Annotated in this window: 18 protein-coding genes; 16 read left to right on the top strand and 2 right to left on the bottom strand. The window is 43.5% G+C overall.

Annotated elements, in window-relative coordinates:
• The first annotated feature begins 2 nt into the window (after positions 1-2).
• The 5 genes from AC15IQ_RS06170 to AC15IQ_RS06150 all read left to right on the top strand — a co-directional run bounded on the left by AC15IQ_RS06170 (position 3) and on the right by AC15IQ_RS06150 (position 8,069).
• Positions 3-1,343 carry a BREX system ATP-binding domain-containing protein gene (locus AC15IQ_RS06170; RefSeq protein ID WP_483177889.1) on the top strand — a complete coding sequence of 447 codons (1,341 nt, stop codon included), beginning with the start codon at positions 3-5 and terminating at the stop codon, positions 1,341-1,343.
• Positions 1,333-3,402 carry a DEAD/DEAH box helicase gene (locus AC15IQ_RS06165; protein WP_483177887.1) on the top strand — a complete coding sequence of 690 codons (2,070 nt, stop codon included), beginning with the start codon at positions 1,333-1,335 and terminating at the stop codon, positions 3,400-3,402. The genes AC15IQ_RS06170 and AC15IQ_RS06165 overlap by 11 nt, the downstream gene beginning before the upstream one ends.
• 149 nt (positions 3,403-3,551) lie before the next feature.
• Positions 3,552-3,920 carry a YkvA family protein gene (locus tag AC15IQ_RS06160; protein ID WP_483177885.1) on the top strand — a complete coding sequence of 123 codons (369 nt, stop codon included), beginning with the start codon at positions 3,552-3,554 and terminating at the stop codon, positions 3,918-3,920.
• A gap of 401 nt (positions 3,921-4,321) precedes the next feature.
• Positions 4,322-5,206, top strand: a complete 885-nt coding sequence (locus tag AC15IQ_RS06155; protein ID WP_483177883.1) for an ImmA/IrrE family metallo-endopeptidase — start codon at positions 4,322-4,324, stop codon at positions 5,204-5,206.
• A 187-nt stretch (positions 5,207-5,393) separates the two neighbouring features.
• Positions 5,394-8,069 (top strand): helicase-related protein, encoded by a 2,676-nt coding sequence (locus AC15IQ_RS06150; RefSeq protein ID WP_483177882.1) that lies wholly within the window; start codon positions 5,394-5,396, stop codon positions 8,067-8,069.
• Here the strand turns inward: AC15IQ_RS06150 and istB are convergent.
• Together istB and istA are read right to left on the bottom strand one after the other, a co-directional pair.
• Positions 8,053-8,802 (bottom strand): IS21-like element helper ATPase IstB, encoded by a 750-nt coding sequence (gene istB, locus AC15IQ_RS06145; RefSeq protein WP_483176950.1) that lies wholly within the window; start codon positions 8,800-8,802, stop codon positions 8,053-8,055. The genes AC15IQ_RS06150 and istB overlap by 17 nt on opposite strands.
• Positions 8,759-10,315 carry an IS21 family transposase gene (gene istA / locus AC15IQ_RS06140; protein ID WP_483176949.1) on the bottom strand — a complete coding sequence of 519 codons (1,557 nt, stop codon included), beginning with the start codon at positions 10,313-10,315 and terminating at the stop codon, positions 8,759-8,761. The genes istB and istA overlap by 44 nt, the downstream gene beginning before the upstream one ends.
• Before the next feature lie 101 nt (positions 10,316-10,416).
• On the opposite strand from istA, the gene AC15IQ_RS06135 reads away from it, so the two are divergent.
• The 11 genes from AC15IQ_RS06135 (at position 10,417) to AC15IQ_RS06085 (ending at position 22,353) form a co-directional block, all read left to right on the top strand.
• The gene (locus AC15IQ_RS06135; RefSeq protein WP_483177881.1) at positions 10,417-11,259 is read left to right on the top strand and encodes a hypothetical protein; all 843 of its coding nucleotides are present in this window, start codon (positions 10,417-10,419) and stop codon (positions 11,257-11,259) included.
• Complete coding sequence (locus AC15IQ_RS06130; RefSeq protein ID WP_483177879.1) at positions 11,259-13,256, top strand: Eco57I restriction-modification methylase domain-containing protein; 1,998 nt, start codon at positions 11,259-11,261, stop codon at positions 13,254-13,256. The genes AC15IQ_RS06135 and AC15IQ_RS06130 overlap by 1 nt, the downstream gene beginning before the upstream one ends.
• Before the next feature lie 108 nt (positions 13,257-13,364).
• On the top strand, positions 13,365-14,642 hold the full coding sequence (locus AC15IQ_RS06125) for an IS110 family RNA-guided transposase (protein WP_483177877.1): 1,278 nt from the start codon (positions 13,365-13,367) through the stop codon (positions 14,640-14,642).
• A gap of 498 nt (positions 14,643-15,140) precedes the next feature.
• Positions 15,141-16,139, top strand: coding sequence for an Eco57I restriction-modification methylase domain-containing protein (locus AC15IQ_RS06120; RefSeq protein ID WP_483177875.1), 999 nt, complete (start codon positions 15,141-15,143; stop codon positions 16,137-16,139).
• 741 nt (positions 16,140-16,880) lie between these two features.
• Complete coding sequence (locus AC15IQ_RS06115; RefSeq protein ID WP_483178609.1) at positions 16,881-17,030, top strand: winged helix-turn-helix domain-containing protein; 150 nt, start codon at positions 16,881-16,883, stop codon at positions 17,028-17,030.
• Positions 17,027-17,641 carry a DNA-processing protein DprA gene (locus AC15IQ_RS06110; protein ID WP_483177873.1) on the top strand — a complete coding sequence of 205 codons (615 nt, stop codon included), beginning with the start codon at positions 17,027-17,029 and terminating at the stop codon, positions 17,639-17,641. The genes AC15IQ_RS06115 and AC15IQ_RS06110 overlap by 4 nt, the downstream gene beginning before the upstream one ends.
• Positions 17,642-17,689: 48 nt before the next feature.
• Positions 17,690-17,905, top strand: a complete 216-nt coding sequence (locus tag AC15IQ_RS06105) for a hypothetical protein (protein ID WP_483177872.1) — start codon at positions 17,690-17,692, stop codon at positions 17,903-17,905.
• An 82-nt stretch (positions 17,906-17,987) separates the two neighbouring features.
• A complete protein-coding gene (gene tnpA / locus AC15IQ_RS06100; RefSeq protein ID WP_483177870.1) occupies positions 17,988-18,299 on the top strand; it encodes an IS66 family insertion sequence element accessory protein TnpA in 312 nt (103 codons plus the stop codon).
• Complete coding sequence (tnpB, locus tag AC15IQ_RS06095) at positions 18,296-18,649, top strand: IS66 family insertion sequence element accessory protein TnpB (RefSeq protein WP_483177868.1); 354 nt, start codon at positions 18,296-18,298, stop codon at positions 18,647-18,649. The genes tnpA and tnpB overlap by 4 nt, the downstream gene beginning before the upstream one ends.
• A 76-nt stretch (positions 18,650-18,725) precedes the next feature.
• Positions 18,726-20,318 carry an IS66 family transposase gene (tnpC, locus tag AC15IQ_RS06090; RefSeq protein WP_483177867.1) on the top strand — a complete coding sequence of 531 codons (1,593 nt, stop codon included), beginning with the start codon at positions 18,726-18,728 and terminating at the stop codon, positions 20,316-20,318.
• Between the two features lie 223 nt (positions 20,319-20,541).
• Positions 20,542-22,353, top strand: coding sequence for a GmrSD restriction endonuclease domain-containing protein (locus tag AC15IQ_RS06085; protein WP_483177865.1), 1,812 nt, complete (start codon positions 20,542-20,544; stop codon positions 22,351-22,353).
• The last annotated feature ends 68 nt before the right edge of the window (positions 22,354-22,421 follow it).

Genomic DNA, 22,421 nt, shown 5'->3' with positions numbered 1-22,421 from the left:
GAATGATGGGATTTCGCACCGGCATGAAAGTCCTGGTCAAACAACTGGGAGAAGCCATAATTGTAAAACTGACCGGTGATGGCGCTTTGGTCAAGCTGGTCTCTCCCGCCGGGTTGACTATTAAACAATCCTATGACAACATCGCCGCCATAGATGAGGAAAACGACATCCCGGAAATGTCGCCACCGGTTAGAGCGGCTGTGGATATGGATAAATTCCAGCAAGTCAAAGCCCTGGAAGCCTTACGCTTCGGTCTGGTGCCGGAATCCCACCTGGAGTTCTTAACGGTGGGATACCAAGATATGGCGGGATGGATCGGAAATTGCCTTCCCGCCCGGAAATGCCGTATTCACGAAATATGCGGGCCTTTTGGCACCGGAAAGAGTCATACCATGGCCCTGGTCAGACAGATTGCCCTGGATCAGGGCTATTTGGCGGCTAAAATAGAGATCGACGGCAAGAGTAATAATTTCTCGGCCCCGCAGAGGCTGTTGTATAATATCTGGTTATCCCTTGAAGGCAAGGACTTAAGCATAGAGATGCCCTTGCTGGATGTTTATCTTAAAGCCATGCAAAATGGTTATGACTCCATACCAAAACCTCTAAAAGACTTAGACTATTTTCCCGAAAACTTCGATTTCATCCGCAAACTGAAAACCAGCCAGCAAATCGAAGGCTTGGCTCACCTTTTGGAGGAATGTTTAGCTGGCAGCGAGAATGTCAGCGCAACCCAGGTCAAAGCCGATTTGGCTATGGAAACCAACCTCAAGCGGGCGCAAATCAACTTCAAGCCGATGGTAGCCAAAGGAGCCCGCGATAAATTCATAATGTTCATAATGTCTCTGGCCGGGCATGCCGTACTGGCTAAGGCCGCAGGCTATAAGGGCTTAGTAATCACTATTGATGAATTTGAGGCTCATCGCATGTTAAGCGCCTCAGACCGGGCCAAGGCCAGAGAGTTAATCAGCGTTTTGGAACACTACGTTTCACAGGATTTCCGTATTCCGCCAGCCCCGTTAGCCATCTTTATTGGGGCTGTTAGCCAGGACGGGCACAAGGGCGACCCCTGGGTTGAAAACTTGGTGGATAGCGGCGGTGGTAAACAGTATTTCCTCAACCCCTGGTCCGATGCCCAGAAAGAGCAACTGGCCAACAGTATCTATACCCTATATCAATCCACTTACCAGATAGCAGCCAGTTATGACCAGGGTCTGATAGACAAAACCCAGATGCTCTTGGAAAGCCGCGACCAAACCGATCTGGTGCGGGCTTTCATCAAATACTATATGGCGGTTCTGGATAATGAATACGGTCCGGGGAGGTCAAGGAGCAGTGGCAATTGATCCTGATCTTAAACTGGATCGTCAGCTTGCAGCCAGCATGCCCCGGGCCTGGTCGGCATTCTTCGGCAGGTTCGGACGGTTGACCGCAGTGCAACGGGCGGCCATTCCGGTAATCAGCCAAGGCCGCGACATCCTGCTCTGTTCGGCTACCGCCAGCGGCAAAACCGAAGCGGTGTGCGCCCCTCTGGTGGAACGGAACATTGACCGAATCACCCCGTGGAAAATCCTCTATGTCACACCGACGCGGGCCTTGGTAAATGACCTTTATGGCCGGCTGGCCGATGCTTTAAAGGAATTGGGATTAACCGTGGCCCGCAGGACCGGAGACCATCATGATATGGCCTGTGAGCGGGCCCAGGTGATCCTCACCACTCCGGAATCATTCGACTCCTTGCTGTGCCGGGGCAAAACTGCACACGGGCATATACTGGCTGATACGGTCGCTATTGTGCTCGACGAGATCCATCTGTTGTATGGGAGTGCCCGTGGCGAACAGGTCAGGTGGCTGTTGCAGCGCCTAAGGAAACTTAAAAAGCAGGCCCGGGAAAAAGGCTGGTGCCGCAGCCAGGCTATCCAGGTGGTAGGGCTGAGCGCTACCATAAACAACCCGGAATTGGTCTTAGAAGCCTTCATTCCCGGTGGCCAGCCGGTTGTGGTTAAAGGTAAAAGAGAGATAGAATGCATTGCCTCACCCCAAGAACCAAAACGACTAATAGACAGTCTATTAACTTACATAGCAAAAGAGCCCCAAAAAGAAAAAATCCTGGTGTTCTGCAATGCCAGGAAAGATGTGGACTATTTGGCCTACACCATGAGGGAAGAGCTGACCCACCATGGCTATGAAATCCTGGCCCATCACGGCAGCTTGAGCCAGCACATCCGCGAACAGGCCGAGGAAATTGCCAGGAAATCAGATGCGGTGATAATTTTTGCTACCTCTACTTTGGAGCTGGGGATAGATATAGGGGATATCGATTTAGTGGTGTTAAACGGCCCCGCCCCAAATGTGTCTGATCTCTTGCAGCGCATCGGGCGCGGCAACCGCCGCACTAATAAGACCCGAGTCTTATTCTGTGCCAGCAATGAAAAGGATGCTTTGATAAATTCCGCCATGCTGGAGGCGGCTAGATACGGGTTCCTGGGCGATAATGTCCCAGGGCCACACTACGCTGTGGCCCGCCAGCAAGTGGCTTCATACATATTTCAGTCACCGAAAGGTTATAGAAGCCTCGAGAAAATACAATCGCTGATCAATGAGTGTGTGCCCGGCCAACCCTTGCAAGGCCTGTTAGATACCCTGGTGACTGAAAGCGAACTGGTCAATGACCATGGCAGAATAAAACTGGGACGATTCTGGTTAGACCGCATGGGAACTGGATTCATCCATAGCAATATCGAAGACAAAGGCGGCTACCAAGTGGTAGATGCCACCACCGGGGAAAGGATCGCCTCCGGGGTCAGATACAGCCAGGGCAAAGGGCTTAAAACCGGAGGTAAGAAACTGCAGGTGCAAGGCATCGAATCCAACCGGCTGCTGGTTACCAAGCAGAAGAAAGCGCAGGAGGAAGCCAGTTGGGGTTATGTGGGCTTTGAAGGCCCGGACAGCAGCAACCAGGCCCAGGCCTTGAGATACTTTCTTGATATTCCCGACGATGTTTGGCCAATAGTTCAGACCGAGAATGAAACTTATGTGTTTCATTTTGGCGGCAGAAGAACAAAAATCTTGATCAATATGTTGGCTAAACAGGCAGGACGGCAAGCCAATCTGCAGATAGCAGAATGTAACGATATTTACTTGAGATTCCCCGGTCTTGTAAGCGAAAAACCAGATTGGTTGACCAAGATATCTGCAACTGCTCTGCATCAGGACATCGTGGAAAACCTCAGTTCATTAGAGAATAAACTCTCCCGCCCGGCGGCCAATAAAAAACTGCCACTTAAGGCACGGATCGATGAGGTTAAGGGGTGGCTGGGGGTTGAGAGGGAAGTGGAGAGGGTCAACCGCAGGTACTGGGAAGCATGGGATTTAGTTTCCGCGCTAAGGGTATTGACTTCCTAGTCATTATCTGGAATTTTCTTATATATTAACAGAATCGAAGGGTGACAACATATTGTCCATCCTTTGAGATATAAATGGGGAAAGGCCTTATGGTGGTTTAGTTTGTTGAATACTGTGCGTCAAATTAAATTTGGAGAGGGAGGAAAACAATGTCAAGAGATTATGCAAACAATGATAAGGACTTTGAACAACATGCTGGGGAATCCCAAGAGGACTATGTTAAAAGGGGTTTTTTCAGTAAGGTTAAGCAATTTGCTGCAAAGGTTCCTTTCGTACCAGATGCTGTTACCATGTACAATACTATGGTAGATAACGGAACCCCCTTATGGGCAAAAACAACCATTGTTGCAGCACTAGCTTACTTTATATGGCCAGCCGATGCAATACCAGACGTGATTGCCGCTGTCGGGTTTGCAGATGATGCTGGAGCGATAGCGGCAGCAATGGCTGCAGTAAATTCTGTAATTACGGATAAACATCGTAAACAAGCAAATGATTGGCTCAACGATGTCCAATAAACTTAATGAGCACCCTAACTATAACGAGCCTGGGTGCTCACTCTTCCCAATAGAAGCCTATGGAATTAGGAATTCGTTTATTGTGTTGAGCACTGTATGAAGCCCGTTCCTTTTGTATTCGTCTATTGAATGGAGTTTTCGCCATGAAACAACAAAGTTGGTTCGGTATCCTATTCGATTTTGTTATGACACTCTTTACTGGGGGGCTTTGGCTTATATGGGTTCTTATTAGATATTTGAGGACCCATTAAATCCGTTAATAAGTGATAGCAATAGTTGAAAGCAGTAAGTCAGAAAAATTATTAAAAGCTGGATGATGTCTGGCTCACAATACTCATTGTAAATATTTAGTATCTGGTAAATGTATGTATAAGGAACCACATGAAATTGAATGGTACCATATGGCCAAGAAAGATACCCCCGAACTAGATAAACTATTCCAAGAAATCGGTACATATCGCCGAAGCCAGGATTATTCTGACCTTCTTAAGTTCATCAAGAAGTTCCCAGAAATGGCGCCCTTCAATGCAATGCTTATCAATATTCAGAAACCAGGCAGCCAATATGTTGCATCAGCGTCGGTTTGGAGGGAGAGGTTCGGTAGGCAAATTGTGCCCGGAGCTAGGCCGCTCGTAATATTGCGCCCATTTGGACCGGTGACATTTGTTTTTGAACTTGGAGATACTGTAGGCACAAAGCCATTTCCGCCTGAATTATTAAACCCATTCAGAGTTGAAGGTAAAATAGGCATTGTTGATTATAACAGACTATTAAACAGCCTTATTAACTACGGTATTGCTTATTATGAATCTGACCACGGGTCGAGTAGCGCAGGATTAGTACAGAATAAAAGAAACCCCGAACAGCAGGCTGTAGTTAAATCAAATAAGGTGTATTGGATTAAGATTCTTTACAACATAGTTATAAATAGAAACCGTCCAATAGAGACTAAGTTTGCCACGATAGCCCATGAATTAGGGCATCTATTTTGCGGACACCTTGGCAGTCCGAGTGATAAATGGTGGACTGGTAGGCCAATGCTCCCAAGGGATGTTAAGGAATTTGAAGCCGAAAGTGTTTGCTGGTTGGTATGTGAGAGGATGGGGATTAAGAATCCGTCAGCAGAATATCTGAACGGGTATCTAGGCAATAGCGAAGAAATCCCCGATATTAGTATTGAAACTGTTCTTAAGGCTGTAAATATGGTGGAAACTATGATTAAAGGAAAAAGCAGTATCAGAAAAGAGATAGTTGTAGAAACGGCCAAAGTTGACAGTAATGATTAGCAATTAAACAAAGGTAGATAGGTAAATTACAATATCACATACGAGAAACCAAACTACCGCCAATGATTTTAAGAACCTTCAGCTGTGCTAAACATGTTCTGCTTAAACTCTCTATGACTTAGACAATAAACGGTTTTTAATCTCATATTATTTCAGCTTGCTGTATTTTTGGAAGGAAGGGTGTCTAATGCCGCAAATCTTTGACAATATCGAAAATACTTTATTACCTACTTTGCAGTTAACGTTGGACCATTCAGACCGTGCCGATTTTTGTGTTGGATACTTTAATCTCCGGGGATGGAAACACCTAGAATCACATATTGAACACTGGTCTGGGGAAAATGGGCAATGCTGTCGTCTCCTGGTAGGTATGCAACGTCTTCCCGTCCAGGATTTGCGAGTTGCATTTAGTATAGATGGAGACAAAGAGCAGCGAATCGATATGCGTGTTGCAGCTCAAAAAAGAAAACAGTTAGCGGAAGAATTCCGTAAACAGCTTACCATCGGAGTGCCAACAAACGATGATGAAGATGGTTTGAGAAAACTGGTTAAACAGATCAAAAGTAAAAAGGTCATAGTGAAGCTATTCTTGCGTCACCCACTTCATGCCAAGCTGTATTTGCTGTTTCGGCCTGACCCCATTAATCCGGCAGTAGGCTATCTGGGTAGCAGTAACCTTACCTTTGCAGGATTGTCTAAGCAGGGTGAATTAAATATTGATGTTCTCGATCATGATGCTTGTAACAAACTGGAGAACTGGTTTGAAGACCGCTGGAATGACCGCTGGTGTATCGATATTTCCGAGGATTTGGTCAAAGTAATTGATGAGAGCTGGGCACGCGAAGTACCCTTACCACCTTATTACATATATATGAAAATGGTCTATCATCTTTCTCAGGATGCCCGCGTGGGTTTATCAGAATTTCGGATACCAGCCGTCTTTAAAAACCGGTTATTTGATTTTCAGGAAGCAGCGGTGAAAATTGCTGCCCATCATCTTAATCGCCGTGGTGGGGTTGTAATCGGTGATGTGGTTGGTATGGGAAAGACCCTTACCGCTACCGCCTTGGCTCGTATCTTTGAAGATGATCATGGATGGGAAACACTGATAATTTGTCCGCCAAAACTTCAAAAGATGTGGGAGGATTATCGCGAGACCTATGGCCTGCGCGGAAAAGTAATGTCAATTGGGAACGTAATAAACGATCTGCCTGAGACCAAATCATATAAATTGGTCGTCATTGATGAGAGTCACAACTTACGCAATCGAGATGGCAAAAGATATCAAGTGATTAAGGAATATTTAGAATCTGTCGGCAGTCGGGTCATATTATTGACCGCAACTCCTTATAACAAGACATACAACGATCTATCCAATCAATTGAGGTTGTTTATATCCGATGAACAGAATCTGGGGATTAGACCGGAAATGTTTTTGCGTATGCAGGATATGCGTGAAACGGATTTTATAAGACGTTTTCAATACTCCCCTTATACGATAGCTGCATTTGAAAAGAGTGACTATCCAGATGACTGGCGGGATCTTATGCGTATGTATCTGGTGCGCAGAACTCGGAGTTTTATTATTGAAAACTATGCCCAAGTCGATGAAAACGGCCGTTATTATTTGCCTTTGGAAGAAGGCAGACGATCATATTTCCCCATTCGCATACCACATACTCTAACATTTGCGATAAATGAGCAGGATGCCAGTGATCAGTATGCGCGTTTATATTCGAATGAAGTGGTAAATGTGATTGATGAACTTAATCTACCCCGATATGGATTAGGAAACTACGAAGCCACCAAACCTCATAAGCCTCCTACACCTGTTGAGGTTAAGCAATTACAAGGACTTTCCCGCGCTGGGAAACGCTTAATGGGTTTTTGCCGTACCAATCTATTTAAGAGACTTGAAAGCAGCGGCCAATCATTTATACTCTCCCTGGAACGTCATATATTACGCAACTATGTTTATTTATATGCCATTGAGAATAATCTGCCATTGCCCATTGGAACGCAGGATGCCGAGATGTTGGACGCTCGCTTTTCTGATGAGGATTTGGATGCAGTTGATCCGGTAGTCAGCATATTCGCTGATGATGAAACAGATGATAATGATCAGCCTATAGAAAAACCCATCTGCCTCTATTCGGAAGCAGATTTTTTAAATCACGCCGGTACAATATATGATAGCTATCGTACTCATTATAAGCGGCGCTTTAAATGGCTGCGTAGTGACCTCTTCAAACCTGATCTAAGAGACGATCTGGAACAGGATGCCCGAGCATTGATAAAACTATTAGCCAAGACCGGAGAATGGCGGGTGGAAAATGATCATAAATTAAATGCCCTGCATGAACTTATTACGGTCACACATCCGAGAGAGAAAATATTGGTATTTACCCAGTTTGCTGATACAGCAAACTATCTGAAGGAACAGCTTCAGCGTCAGGGAGTAAAAGAAATCGAAGCGGCAACCGGTCAAAGCGCCGATCCGACGGTGCTGGCTTGGCGCTTTAGCCCGATCAGTAACGGCAAGAACTGGTCCATCAAAAAGAACCAAGAGATTAGAGTTCTTATCGCCACCGATGTATTAAGCGAAGGTCAAAATTTGCAGGATTGTTCCATAGTGGTTAATTATGATTTGCCCTGGGCTATTATACGTTTAGTACAACGAGCTGGTCGTGTGGATAGAATCGGTCAACATGCAGAAAGGATATTATGTTATTCCTTTTTGCCGGTTGATGGTGTGGAGAACATTCTGGCTCTACGACGGAGAGTAAGACAACGCTGTAAGCGGTCAAGTATTTTGGAGAAATTTTGGCCAATAATTTTCCATAGGACTACAGTCTTAGTATAGAATCTCGATGTTTAAGGCGGTAACTGTCGCCGGTCAGATTGAATATCTCACTATGATGAGCGATTCGATCCAGGATAGCGGTAGTTATAACCGGGTCTCCCATCAATTCGGCCCAGTCTTCAAAACCCTTGTTTGAAGTTATTATTAAGGCCGTCTGTTCATAAAGTGATGATATCAATTGAAAAAACAAATTAGCTTCCTGCCTGGTAATGGGGACAAAACCTATCTCATCAATTACCACTAAATCTGAAGCCATGATCCGTTTCATCCTCTGGCGGCTCCGGGTTGAGGTAGTTTCCAGCTTAAGATGCTTGATTAAATCATCCATATTTACGAAGCTTACCTTGTAACCTTTTTTCACAGCCTCAAGCCCGATAGCTACAGCCAAATGAGTTTTCCCCACTCCCGGAGGCCCAAGGAAAATCAGATTGTAGAACTTCTCAATCCATTGCATATCCAGCAATTGATTAACCTGTTTACGGGTAATAGAACGCTGAAATGCAAAATCGAATTCATCTATGCTTTTAACAAAGGGAAACCCCGCCATCTTCATCCGGCGCTCTTCAGATCTTTTTTCACGGTAGTTTATCTCTCCCTGCAGCAGCCGGTTAAGAAAATCCAGATAGGATATGTCGGTACTGCTTGCTGTCTGCAGGGTTTGATCCAGGTTGTCTCTGCACCAGGAAAGGTTAAGGCTTCTTAAATAAGTCCTGGTTTCTTCGGCCTTGTTCAATACTCATACCTCCATAAATAGCGGCGTATTCGCTAATATTTCTGATCTCGGTTTTAATCCGATAGGCAAGAGGTATGGCAGACGTATCAAGTATAGTTTCCGCCGGGCTGTTGTTTTGCTGGGCAAAATACTCCAGGGCGGTCTTGAATTCAACTGCGCTAAAAATACTCCTTTCCACACAATAATCTAATGCCTGGGATATTGTTTCCAAAGAGTAATTTTTAATCGTTTGGATAATGAGATTATACTGGTCACGAACATATCTGGGTTTTTCTTTACGAATACCATCGAGGAAAACAGCTGCTATTTCACTTCCTCCCATATTGGCCAGGGTATCTTGATATAATTCGGCTATCCGGGCAGAATGGTCGCGTTTATGATTGTTATTCCTGATCAATCGGCCTTTATCCAGAGATATTTCATGACGGGCCAGCTCTTCATCGGTTTCAAGGTCAAAAACGATTAGTATGCCCTGGTCTGCTTTAATCTTCACTTCTCTTTCAGGATGGTAAGTGCCCAGGGGCAAAGTATATCGGTTGCTGTTGTACCAAATGATATTGTCTTTGCGTACCTGTCTTGTTATAATTTCTTCAGGTTGATTAATTATGGTCGGTATCGGTTTTAAGTGTTTTTGTTCTTCTTTAAACACTTCTGCCGGTACCTTTTTTGTTGTGCCATGTATATTGGCGTTTGCTGTTCTGTTCAGCCATTCTATACACCCCTGATTAAATGCTTGAATGTTGTCAAATATCCGGTGCCTGGCGTAGTTGCCTTTGGCATATTTGATAACTGCCTCAATTTTGCCCTTGGTCTCCGGATCACTTTTGCGGCAAAGATATATCTTAAAACCCATCTGCTGCCGGAATCTCTCGAATTCTGCTGTGTATATGATATCCCCAAAGTTTTCGTTTATAGCCAGGAGCCTGTCCTGATCGTACACAATTTCTTCTGGCACCCCTCCTATGTATTCAAAGGCCCGATAATGCACCTGTATGAATCTGGCTGCTGTAAGTGGCTTATCGTCCCATTCAACATATTTATAACGGCTGTGTGAGAGAACCAGCCCAAATCCTGTGAGCTTTACCCGCTGCCCCTGGGTATTTACCAGGGTGGTAAAACCTAAATCTACTTGTGCCTGATAACCCATGGGCAGTTCTTCCACTGCTTGGTATTGACGCTGGATAATAGGCTTCTTAATGTTATACTGAATCCGTAAACTCCTGATAAATCGTCTAAGCGTTCTCTCCTTTCCCTGATAATCTAAATAATGCTGTTTAAGCCAATCTTGTATTTGTGCTGATGACATGTCGGGATGTTCCTGTAACCACCTCACAATTTGTTCTTCGTATTTTTCAAGCTTTCTGGTTCTTTTTGTGTTTTTTCTTATTTCGTCATATTCGTCTGGCGTCACCTCCCAATAACGATCAACTGTTTTCCAATCTATGCCCAACTGCCGTTGAACTTGTGATTTATTAAGCCCCATCTCCTTTAGCTGCTGTAATTCTTGATACATCGGCCACCCCTTCACCTGGTTCCTCTCCTCGCATAATTGTAGTATTTTACCCTACAATTTTAGCTGGTTTGGAACATTAAGGTAAATATTCTCCGTTTTTAGTGGCCAATTTTTCTCCCTTTTATTTTACCGTTTACAAACGCCTGCATGAGAGTGCCGAAGTCGTAGGAACCGATGAAATATTTTTTGATGATGATCAGGATGATCAGGTAGTTCGCGATCTTTATACTGAGAAAGCAGGTGTTCTGGACGGGGAAGAGGATGATGAGGTGGATCTGGCATCCTATGCCTTTGAAATATGGAAAAAGGCTATCGAAAAGCAACCTGAACTGGCCAATATAATACCTGCATTACCGCCGGTGGTGTATTCTAGTAGGAGTCATCGCAGCAAAAAAGATCAACCTGCGGGAGTATTGGTCTATATGAAGGGAAATGCAGACAATGATTCCTTGACCTGGGTTGATCAAGACGGAAACATCGTCAGTCAGTCGCAGCTGGCCATTTTGCGCGCTGCCAGATGCTATCCTGATACCCCAGCATTAATTCGTTCTGTAAACCATCACGATTTGGTGCAAAACGGAGTAAAGAATCTGGTTGAACAACATCGCAACTCTGGGGGACAATTGGGACCCAAAAGCAAACCACGGTATAAAATTTATAATCGCTTAAAACGTCTTATGGGAAACCGTGAAAGCACGGTTTTTGAGATACCTTCATTAAATTCAGCTATCGATGAGGTATACAAGTATCCTTTAACCGAGATTGCCACTGAGGCTATTATGCGCCAACTTAAAGCCGAAGCCAGTGATGAAGAACTGGCACGTCTGGTATTGGAACTCTGGGAAGAGCGGAGGTTGTGCATTAAACAAAGTCAGGGGCAATTGACTGATCCTTTGATCGTGTGTTCAATGGGACTGAAGAATGAAGAGGAGGTAAATGATTAATGCAGCTTAATCCTGATCGCGTCAAAAAATATCTGGATTCATTTGCATTTGAAGACCTCTTTATAGAAGAAGTTGGCTGGAATTATAGTGACGAAGAAGATATAAGTCTAAATATAAATAGTGAGAATTATCACCTTCATCCAGTAGCTGATGGCCAGGGATTAGTGGTTTATCGTTGCTCACCCAATGCGGAAGGCATTATCCCTGTACGACCGATACGACGGGCCATCGAGAAACAGCTGACCAAACAAAAGATGGAGCACTTGATAATCTTCTGTGATGAGGCTGAAACTGAGCAAATATGGCAGCGGGTACGCCGTGAAACGGGAAAGCCTGAAGTCTGTCGAGAAATCAAACACATTAAAGGTCGTTCCGGAACGCTACTAATTGAGAAATTGAATGCGATAACTTTTACCATGGAGCAGTTTATGGAAGATGCCGAAATAACCATAATTCAGGCCACCCAAACTGTCGATCAGGCTTTCGCTCTGGAGGATCAGGTTACCCGCAGTTTCTACGATAAATTTAAAAAGCAACGTGAGCTTTTCATGTCCTTTATTAATGGCCTGCCTGACGAGCAATTAAGCTGGTATTCTTCCGTAATGATGAATCGACTGATGTTTATTTACTTTATTCAGAAGAAAGCATTCAGGGATAATAACGGATGTTTAGACAATGATCATGATTACCTGCATAATAGACTGCGGCAATCACAGCAGGATGGTCCGGATCTTTATTATCGCCATTTTCTGCAGCCCCTATTTTTTGGCGGCTTTGCCTGCCCCAAGGATAAACGAACTCCTAAAGATATTCAATTATTGGGAGATGTTCCCTATCTGAACGGCGGCCTGTTTATGAAGCACGAAATAGAAATTAATTTTCCCGATATTGATATTGCAGATCAAGCCTTTGAGAATGTTTTTAATTTCTTTGAAGGATTTAACTGGCGTTTGGATGAACGGCCCATCGTGGAGGGCAATGAAATCAACCCGGACATATTGGGGTACATTTTTGAAAAATACATTAACCAGAAACAAATGGGGGCTTACTATACCAAGGAAGACATCACCGAATATATTAGCAAGAACACGATAATACCCTTCCTCTTTGACGAAGTGCAGCGTAAGTTACCCCAATCATTTTCGGGTGATGATAGTGTCTTTAATATCTTAGCCGAAAATCCTGCGAGGTATATTTATCCGCCCATGTTAAAGGGCATGGAATTAGAACTACCGGAAAATATAGCCAAGGGTATTAATGACATTTCCCTTCGAGGTGGATGGAACACATTGGCTCCTGAACAATATGCCTTACCCACAGAAATATGGCGCGAAGTGATAACCCGTCGTCAGCGTTGTGCTGAAATCATGGAGAAAATGCAGGCGGGTGAGATAAAATCTATCAATGATTTGATTACTTACAATCTCAATATCCGTCAGTTTGCCCAGGATGTCATTGAAAATAGTGATGACCCCCAATTAATTCGCGCTTTTTATTATACTCTAGCTGGCAGAATACCTCGCAAATCTAATGAAGCCTATCAGCGCGGAATGAGTATTCTTGATCCGACCTGCGGCTCGGGTGCCTTCCTGTTTGCGGCTTTAAACATTTTGGAACCTTTATATGAAGCTTGTCTGGACCGGATGCTTTTCTTGCTGGAAGAGACTCAGGAAAAGGGAAGTAGAGCTGACAAACTACAAGATTTTCGTGAGATTATCCAGCTGTATCAACGTCATCGTAACCGGCGTTATTCCATATTAAAATCAATTATCGTACAAAACCTATATGGGGTAGACATTATGCCGGAAGCGGTGGAAATATGCAAACTGCGTCTATTCCTGAAACTGGTAGCCCAAGTTGAAGAAGCAAATGAACTGGAACCCCTGCCCGATATTGATTTTAATATTAAGACCGGTAATACCCTGGTAGGCTTTACCAGCTACCAGGAAGTTGAAAACAGTATAAAGAATTCCCCTAATATTGGAGCATTCCTGTAATGCTTAACAGAGGTCTTTGAAAAAAGAGACGCCAGTCAATTACAATTGAATTGTGCTGATCCCAGTCAAAGAAAGGCACAAGACAAAAGATTGAGGAGGCGTCCCTATATGAAAAATACACAAAATCAGAAGATTTCGCAAATCAAAAATGAAACATTAGTAGTTGGTATTGATGTAGCAAAAGAGACCCACTACGCACGAGCCTTTGATTACAGGGGGATTGAGCTGGCCAGACTGCTGAAATTTAGCAACACAGCGGAAGGATTTAAACTTCTAGACCAGTGGATGCAGGATATATGTAAGCAGAAAGGCAAGACAGAGATCGTAGCCGGCTTTGAACCTACAGGACATTATTGGTTTGTGTTGGGTGATCATCTTAAGCGCCAGGGCCATAAGCTGGCCATAGTGAATCCGTTCCATGTTAATCGGACCAAAGAATTGGATGATAACAGCCCAAGTAAAAACGATAGTAAAGATTGTAAGACCATCGCTATGCTGGTCAAAGATGGACGTTACCGGGAAGTGTACATACCCGATGATATCTATCAGGAACTAAGAGAAGCGGTGGCAGAACGGGAGCGATTGCAGGAGCAATTGACATCCATCCACAATCGAGTCGTAAGATGGCTGGATATAAGGTTTCCAGAATTCCAGAAGGTCTTTAAAGACTGGCGCAGAAACGCAGCACTGATCACCCTGAGATCCTTTCCCACCCCGGAAAAGATTGTAGAAGCAGGAGCCAGAAAGATTTGCGAGACATGGAAAACAGAAATGAAACGTCCCAGTTTTAAACGTGCAGAGGCACTTGTAAAAGTAGCCAGTAACAGTATAGGTAGAACCAGTGGCAAATTAGCCTCCGAAGCCAGTTTGAAAAACCTACTGGCACAATACGATCTATACTGTAAACAATATGAAGGCCTGGAACAACTCATGCTGGAGCTACTGATGCAAGTTCCCAATGCCAGTAAACTCTTAGATATTAAAGGGGTGGGTTTAGGCACAGCAGCAACATTTGTGGGCGAAGTAGGAGATATCAGCAGATTTCAAGATCCACGTCAGATCCAGAAACTAGCAGGCTTTAACTTGGTGGCGAACAGTTCCGGTAAACACAAAGGGAAAACCACCATCAGCCGGCGAGGCAGAAAACGGTTGAGACACAGTTTATTCTTTGCCATGATTGCCATACTAGCCCATAATCCTGAATTTCGATCACTTCATCAAAGGAATCTTACGCGGGAAAACAACCCGCTTAACAAAATGCAGTCCATTGTCGCCCTTTGCGGGAAATTAATTCGCATATTCTATGCATTGTTAAGCAAAGGTGTAGATTACGACCCAGAAAAGATGCTAAATGATATCCATCAACCTATGCAGCAGGCGGCATAAAGGAAGCTGAGACCTTACTGAAACTAAGAAGCACATCCTTGGAGCAAGGGTAATGCCGTAAACTGAGCACCATAGGATGTTGAATAGAATTAACACTAATACAGACTCATAAAACGGAGAGCCGGGACAGTCAGGTTGAATTTTTCCATAGGGCAATGACCCCGTCTAGGAGCATGACTGACGTTTCACCTCTTGGATAGGCAGGACGAAGGAATTTAGGGCGAAGACCCAGGAAGACATGGGAGGTTTGCTGCCGGGAGACGATGTGAAATCCCTCTGGCCACAATACAGAAAACACGCGGCCTTGAGTGAGGTTACCCGTCATCATCCATAATTACACAAAGATGTAATAATCAAGAGATATGCTGTCCGTGAATAAAATGAAATACTGTGAAAACAAGAGACATTGGATGAAATAATTAGTTTATTAAGGGAGGACTATTTGACGACCCGTTAACTGCTATTAAGGAAAGGCTAGAAGAAGTTGATCGGATGTTCTTGCTGTTTCAGAAGATGCAAAGTGGTCATTTTGACCATCAGTTTAGTAGTAGTGATTATACCTCAACCAAACAACAGTTAAAGGCACGTTTACTGAATCTAGAAAAAGAATTAAATGAATACCTAGCAGGTGAATATGGAATAGATGCCAGGAATACTAAAAATATGAAACAATACGAACATTGGCTAAATACACATCAACCCTTTCATTGGCTGGTTGAGTTTTATGGGATTATGGAAAAGAATATGGGGTTTGATGTGATTATTGGCAATCCGCCATATGTAGAATATAGCAAGGTAAGAAAAAATTATAGAATAATGAATTATACTACGGAGTCGTGTGGCAATCTGTACAGTTATACGGTTGAGAGATCCGTCTTTTTATTAAACGGATACGGTAAAGTTGGGCTTATTGTTCCGATCAGTATAACTTGCACTCAACGAATGCATTTAGTTCAGCAGACATTAAATTCAGCATGTTCTAATCTATGGTTCAGCAGTTATGCGGAGCGGCCTAGTAAACTTTTTGCAGGAGCTGAGATACTAATTACCATAATAATTGGAAGTAAGAGCAATAGTCCTAGTACTAGGCATTCTACCACATTTATAAAATGGACTTCCAGCGAACGATTATATTTGTTTAACTTAATCCGATATGAAGTTAATGATGTCTATATAAAAGACTATGTTATTCCTAAAGCTGGACATGTAATAGAAGCAGATATAATTAATAAGATTCTTAAAGACAAGAGAGCGCTAAAAAACTCCTTACTTAACGAATCGGATTTTATAATCTATTATAGAATAGGCGGAGGGAGATACTGGAAAATATTCACTAATTTCCGACCTTATTTCCAGTTAAATGGCGAAATATCGGTGTCAAGTCGTGAAAATTATTTATATGCTCAGAACACAGAAAGTAGAAATGTTATTATTTCAGTTCTAAGTAGCTCACTATTTTATTGGTATTTTATATTAACGACAAACTGTCGATCTTAATCGGAGGATCTTGAATTTCCAATATACGACGGTATAAGAAGCGTATAAAATAAGGTCAATCGTACTTGTGTAGAAAGTTAATGGATGAATATACAAATAAAAGTATATGAAAACAATCATCAAAACTGGAAAATTGTTTATCAAGAATTTTTATCCAAGGTTATCCAAACCCATCTATTGTAGAATTGATAACGCAGCAACATTATGGTTTTATGATGAGGAAACAAACTATTGTTAACTATGATAGTAAAGTACCGTATGGGTTTTAAATGGGTCTGTGGATAAAACTAATTAATGGACGGGGGTATAAACTAGATCGCAATCTGGACGATGTTTCTGCGGCTTTCGAAATGTTACTGGAGGGAAAATTGAAACGCGCGTCACCCTAGGGCAGAATCAATGCTCCACGTTTGGCAGAGAGGGACTTTCAGCGCAACCTAGTAAAGAAGCTCCAGACTCATTATCTTTCAGAGACGAAGTTTCAGCTGAAGAAATGGGAGGCTCTGTTTTCTGATGAAGAAGGTTACAGGATGCTGAAATAGGAACCCTGTAATACTGAGATTGATGAGCGCGGAGCCAGGAAGATTACCCACAGGGGAATGCACTTCCGTAACCAGAATCCGTCTGCCCATATCTGAAAATCCTTTGTGAAAGCGGAGGCTCGGCGCATGCAGGGGTAGTTCTGGCTGAGCTGGAAAAGCACATGGGTATATTAAAAGACGTTGATTGTGACCACCTGCCATCCTGATCCTGATACTATATCTGTGGCGAAATACCGCTCAGTGGTCACGTCAAGCCATGGTTGACGAAGGCTTATTAAAAAACGATTCTCCTCGGGGGATTTGGGAAATTAGCGATGAGGGGAGAAAGTACCTAGAAGCCAAGTTATGATTAATAATAAAACGTTTTCTATAGCGAAAGGAAATGAAAATTATCCCCACCCGCTCTACCAACGCCTGGGCGAAAAAGCACCGGGGTATCTCCACTGCCTCGGCAATTCCTCTTTGTTACAAAATAAAGTTATGGGATTTGCCTGTTCACAATACTGCCCCCCCTCCCTGATATTAAAAATCGGCGACATCTTCAAAGTCATACGCAACTGTGATTATTCCATTGCCAGTGGTTTTCATTCGCCGGTCGAGCAGGAGGCGCTGCAGATTATAATACGGGGCACGTCTCCTGTTATTATCATGCTTGCGCGCAGCCTTCAAGGCATGCGCCTGAAACCAGAATATCGTACCCTACTCGATCAGGATCGTTTGCTTTTGCTGTCTCCGTTTGAAACTGATATAAAGCGCATTAGCACAGCCAGTTCTCTAAAACGCAACAGCATACTGGCTGCTTTATCGCATACTTTGTTTATTCCGTATGCACACCCGTGTGGTAATTTAGAACAACTGTGTTTGGAATTGTCGCAAAGACACCAGATATTCTACACTTTGGATAGTGAATATAACCGACAGCTATTGGCCCAGGGAGCTAAAATTTTTAAGATAGAGTAGTACAGCAATGTTCTTGTGAGGTTTTGAGCTGAACGAAGGAGCGTAAACATGAAAAATAGTCTAAATACTTTGGCCGTTGATGCCCTTATCGTACATGATGTCCCTAAAAAATTTTCACAGAGGTATATAAAAGAAAATCCTGAATCTGATGCAGAGGATATAATACTTAGCGAAGTTTCAACTCCGTTTGATCAAGAATTGACCAGGTTTTTCCATGATAAAATTACTGGAACAATTGGATCAGGTAATGCTTTTGAGATGTAAGCGTCAAAAACTTCACACATATGAGCGTAGCAACAAAAGATGAGAAAATAACCTGAACACAAAAACAATGAGGTGTTCAGGAATGATAGGCAATGATCTGCGCAGCCTGTGGGAACAGCGTCTGGCAGAACATCAAGTCAGCGGTAAAAGTATAGCTGCCTGGTGCAATGATCATTCAGTCAAAGTACATCAATTTTACTATTGGCGTAAGAAGCTGCGCTTCAGCCAGGCGGACAACAATCAACCTGTAAAATGGCTTGCCCTGGGATTAGACCGGGTAAGTCTTGACCCAGACACCATAGCAATGCATATCGGACAAGCAACAATTGAGGTCAAAAAAGGATTTGATCAGCAGCTGTTGCGCGAGATCATGCAGGTCCTGCAGACAATATGATCAGTGAAATATCAATCAGGCAGGTTTATCTGGCCTGCGGCAGTACTGATCTTAGAAAATCGATTGACGGATTGGCAGTGTTAGTCAAAGAAGCGTTTGATCTGGATCCGTTTAGCCCGAGTCTATTTGTGTTCTGCAATCGCAAGCGTGACAAACTCAAGATATTGCAGTGGGAGCATAATGGCTTCTGGTTGCATTACCGGCGTTTGGAGCGCGGCAAGTTTAACTGGCCGACAGATAAAACCGAGGTGGTTAGCATCAGCTACCGCGAATTCCGCTGGCTACTGGATGGCTTATCTATAAAACAAACTCAGGCTCATAAAGCAGTTAAACAACGAATTATTCTTTAACAGAAAACGGTTCTAAACCCGGATATTTAGGCATTTTCATAGTGCAAAAAGGCCGATTTTACGGTATAATATAGCTATGGATATGCAAGAAAATTCGGACTTGATAATTGAACAACTCAATGCTGAGATACTTAAACAGAACCAACAAATTGCTGAGCTTAATGCCAAATTAAAGTGGTATGAGGAACAGTTCCGGTTGAGCCGTGCAAAGCAGTTCGGTGCTTCTAGTGAGAAGACCACTCCAGAGCAGATCAGCCTGTTTAATGAAGCTGAAGATAGTGCGAACCCCGAGCTTGAAGAGCCGACCGTGGAAACGATCACATATCAGCGCAAGAAAAAGCAGGCCGGTCAGAGAGAAGACAAGCTTAAGGACCTGCCGGTTGAAGTTATCGAATACCGTCTTGAAGAACACGAGCAATTCTGCCCAAGCTGTAAGTGTGCCCTGCATGAGATGAGCACTCAGGTCAGGCAGGAACTTAAGATCATACCGGCCCAGGTTTCAGTCGTCAAACATGTCCAATACATATATGCTTGCCGTCAGTGCGAAACAGATAACATTACGACACCGATAATTAAGGCTGAAATGCCCAAGCCAATATTACCGGGCAGCCTGGCTTCCCCCTCCATATTGGCTTACATAATGGATCAAAAGTACACCAGCAGTCTGCCTTTGTACCGTCAGGAACAGCAGTTTTCGCGTCTGGGTATTGATCTGTCACGCCAGACCATGGCAAATTGGTTGCTAAATGCCGCCGATCCCTGGCTTAAGATAATCTATGACCGAATGCATGAGCAGCTGCTTCAGCGGGATATCCTGCATGCTGACGAGTCAACCCTGCAAGTATTGAAAGAACCGGGCCGTTTAGCCGAATCCAAGTCCTACATGTGGCTCTACCGAACCGGAAGGGATGGGCCAGCTATTGTTCTGTATGATTACCAGACAACTAGAGCCAGCAAACATCCGAACAGTTTCTTGTCTGGATTTACGGGCTATCTGCAAACCGATGGCTACAGTGGCTATGGTAAACTGACTGGTGTGACACTGGTTGGCTGCTGGGCGCATGCACGCAGGAAATTTACCGAAGCACTAAAGGCATTGCCTACTGAGCAGAAAGACAAGCCAGTGGCAGCTAGCGTGGGTTTAGATTACTGTAATCGATTATTTGTTATTGAGCGACAATTGAAAGAGCTATCCAGTCAGCAACGTTACGAAAAACGGCTGGAGTTAAGTAAGCCGATGCTCGACGACTTTTACACCTGGCTCAAAAAACAGCGGCAACAAACTCTGCCTAAGAGCGCCTTTGGTCAGGCCATCACTTATTGTTTGAATCAATGGGATGATTTAAACCACTTCCTGCTGGATGGTAGGTTGGAGATAGATAACAATCGGGCGGAGCGCTCGATTAAGCCGTTTATTATTGGACGTAAGAACTTCCTATTCTCAAACACCCCCAGGGGTGCCAAGGGGAGTGCAATCATATACAGCATTATCGAAACGGCTAAGGAGAATAATCTGAAGCCCTACAATTACCTTGTTTATCTGTTTGAACACTTACCCAATGTAAATACGCAAGATTCTGCAACCATAAATAGCTTGCTACCCTGGTCAGATTCACTGCCAGTTGATTGCAGAATGCCAGATCATAAGGATACTACAAGTGATTCTTGATTTATAGGTGTTCGTGTTTGACGCTTACGTTCGGAGACAGGGTTATACGGACAAGAGGATATATTAGAGAGAGCTCCTGCTGATGGGGGAGGAGACTTTATGAAAGATTATTAGTATTTTCCGTCCGTGGATAGGGCCACCGAGGCGGAAGAGCTGTTTGTGGAGCTGTTTGCCGAGACCTTTGGCCCGAATTGGCTGCAATACTCTGTACAGGGAGGATAGTATGAATATTTCAACCTTTGATAGTACAAAAGAATACCTTTTTAAACTGTTAAATGATATACAACATGGAAAGACGCAACTACCAGATTTTCAACGTGGGTGGGTATGGGATGATGAACACATTAAAAGTATTTTGGCGAGTGTCTCATTGTCTTACCCAATTGGAGCGGTTATGATGATGCAGACCGGGAATACCGACGTCAGATTTAAGACTCGTTTGGTTGAGGGAGCAAAGCTATCTGGTAGCAAACCAGACCCGGATTGCTTAATTCTAGACGGTCAGCAACGGTTAACTTCTCTGTTCCAGGCACTGTTTTTGGGAGAACCGGTATCCACAAAAGACAGCCGCAATACGCCAATTACACGCTGGTACTATATTGATATCGATAAGGCTTTGGATCCCCAAATTGATAGAGAAGAGGCAATTATTTCGGTTCCCGCTGAAAAAATAAAGAAAGATCTTTGGGGAAAACCAGTGGAAGACTTCAGTACGTGGGAAAAAGAATATGAGGCAGGAGTATTCCCACTTTCGCTTATACAGGATTTCTTTGAATGGAAGTCTGGATATGATGAATACTTCGAGTATAACAAAGACAAACTGAAACGTTTTAACGAGTTTAATAAAGAGATTATAAAACGGTTTGAACAGTATCAAATTCCCGTGATTACATTGGGAAAGGATACTCCCAAGGAAGCGGTCTGCCAGGTCTTTGAGAAAGTCAATACCGGAGGAGTATCCTTGACAGTTTTTGAGTTGCTAACCGCTACATATGCTGCTGAAGATTTTCAATTACGTGACGATTGGGCGGAAAGAGAGAAGCAGTTATACAAACATAAGGTGCTGAGGGGATTAGAGAATACTGATTTCTTACAGGCGGTTACCCTGCTGGCTACATATGATAAGAGATTGAAAGATAGTAAGACTGCAGTGAGTTGTAAACGTAAAGACATACTTAGTTTGTCATTAGCAGATTATCAAAGCTGGGCAAATGTAGCAACCGATGGTTTTTTACGGGCGGTTCAATTCTTATACAATCAGAAAATCTATGACAGCCGGGATCTTCCTTACCGTACTCAGTTGGTTCCGCTAGCGGCTTTTTTGGGGTTGCTTAAAGATAAGGCTGATACTGATGGGGTTAAGAATAAGATTGCTAGGTGGTATTGGTGTGGGGTTCTGGGAGAACTGTATGGCGGTGCTATTGAAACCAGGTTTTCAAAGGATTTTCCTGAGTTAGTGCAATGGATTAACGGAGGCAACGAGCCAAGTACCATTACAGATGCCAATTTTGTTGCATCAAGGCTATTTAGCCTCAGAACCCGTAATAGTGCAGCCTATAAGGGGCTATCAGCGCTGCTGTTACGTTTTGGTGGACAAGATTTTCGTAGTGGAGATCCAGTTGACCACCAGAAGTACTTCGATGAGAAAATCGATATTCACCACATATTCCCTAGAGACTATTGTAGAAATAACAACATTAAAGCCAGGCGTTGCGATTGCATTTTGAACAAAACTCCCCTGTCTGCAAAAACCAACCGTATGATAGGTGGCAAAGCTCCAAGTCTGTACTTAGCACGGTTGCAGAAGACCGCAGAAATTGAGCCTGATAGAATGGATGAAATATTGTGTTCGCACTTGATCGAACCATCGATGATAAGAAAAGATGATTTTGAAGGGTTTTTTGAATACCGGCTTCGGGCGTTTCTTGACCTAATTGAAAAAGCAATGGGTAAACAACCATCCATAGACGTAGCTCTAAGTGACAGTGAATCTAGCGGAGAGGAAATGGATAAGGACGAAATCTACGAGGATTAACCGACAAGGCAATCACAAAATTGAAGTTCTTATTTGGGGTTTTGCCATGGACAATTTATTTTTGCAGA

It is taken from the genome of Syntrophomonas sp. DTU019 (assembly GCA_913757435.1).
Classification (GTDB): Bacteria; Bacillota; Syntrophomonadia; order Syntrophomonadales; family Syntrophomonadaceae; genus DTU019.
The sequence above is the reverse complement of the archived record's forward strand: the minus strand, read 5'-3'. Positions and strand labels throughout refer to the sequence as shown.